Annotated in this window: 1 protein-coding gene; it reads left to right on the top strand. The window is 40.6% G+C overall.

What is annotated here, in order from left to right; genetic code table 11:
- Positions 1–100 precede the first annotated feature (100 nt).
- On the top strand, positions 101–719 hold a 619-nt coding region (locus HC176_RS15620), incomplete at its 3' end, for a hypothetical protein (RefSeq protein WP_167919910.1).

Below are 719 nucleotides of genomic sequence, written 5' to 3'. Positions count from 1 at the left end.
TTGACCTGTAAGAAATCTCTTTAGGCTCAAATAGCACAGGAAAATTTCTGACAGTATTTATTAACCATTCTATATTTTTTAATCAAAAACCTTTTAATCTATGAAAAATTTCAAAAATTACTTTGCCTTCCTGGCGGTCTTCGCAATGGTCTTTACTTCCTGTAGTAAAGATGAATCTACAGCAGACACCACCTCCACAGAAAAAGCCACCCTCTCATTTGGAGCTATCGTAGCCGACCTGGCAGCGAATTCAACCAATAAACAATCAGACGTTAGTGATCTTCCCGAATGTTCAGACGCTGCTCCTTCATACGTAGAGATCGTTTTGATGCAGGGTGATGAATACATTATTGGTGAAGAGGCTCCTTACAGAGTTGATCTTGCCGCAGGCCAGGTCTTCACTGAAGAAGATGCTTCCCTGGAACTTGAACCGGGACAATATACTCTTGAGCATTTCGCTGTATATGATGCCGCCGGAAATCTTACCTGGATAGCACCTAAAGGCGGGGTTCTTCAGGAATTTGTAGACGTATCCCTTCCTTTATCTATTGATTTGGGTGCCGGAGTAAAAAAATATGTTGATGTTTCTGTACTATGTTATGACGACAGAGACGTGAATGAGTACGGATACCAATTCTTTGAATTCGATACAACAAAAGCTTTTGAATTCTGTTTCTTCTCAAACTATTGTACGCCAGAAGGAAGACATTTCCCTGCAA

Source organism: Tamlana crocina, assembly GCF_012037625.1.
This window is presented reverse-complemented; position numbering and strand designations above follow the sequence as displayed.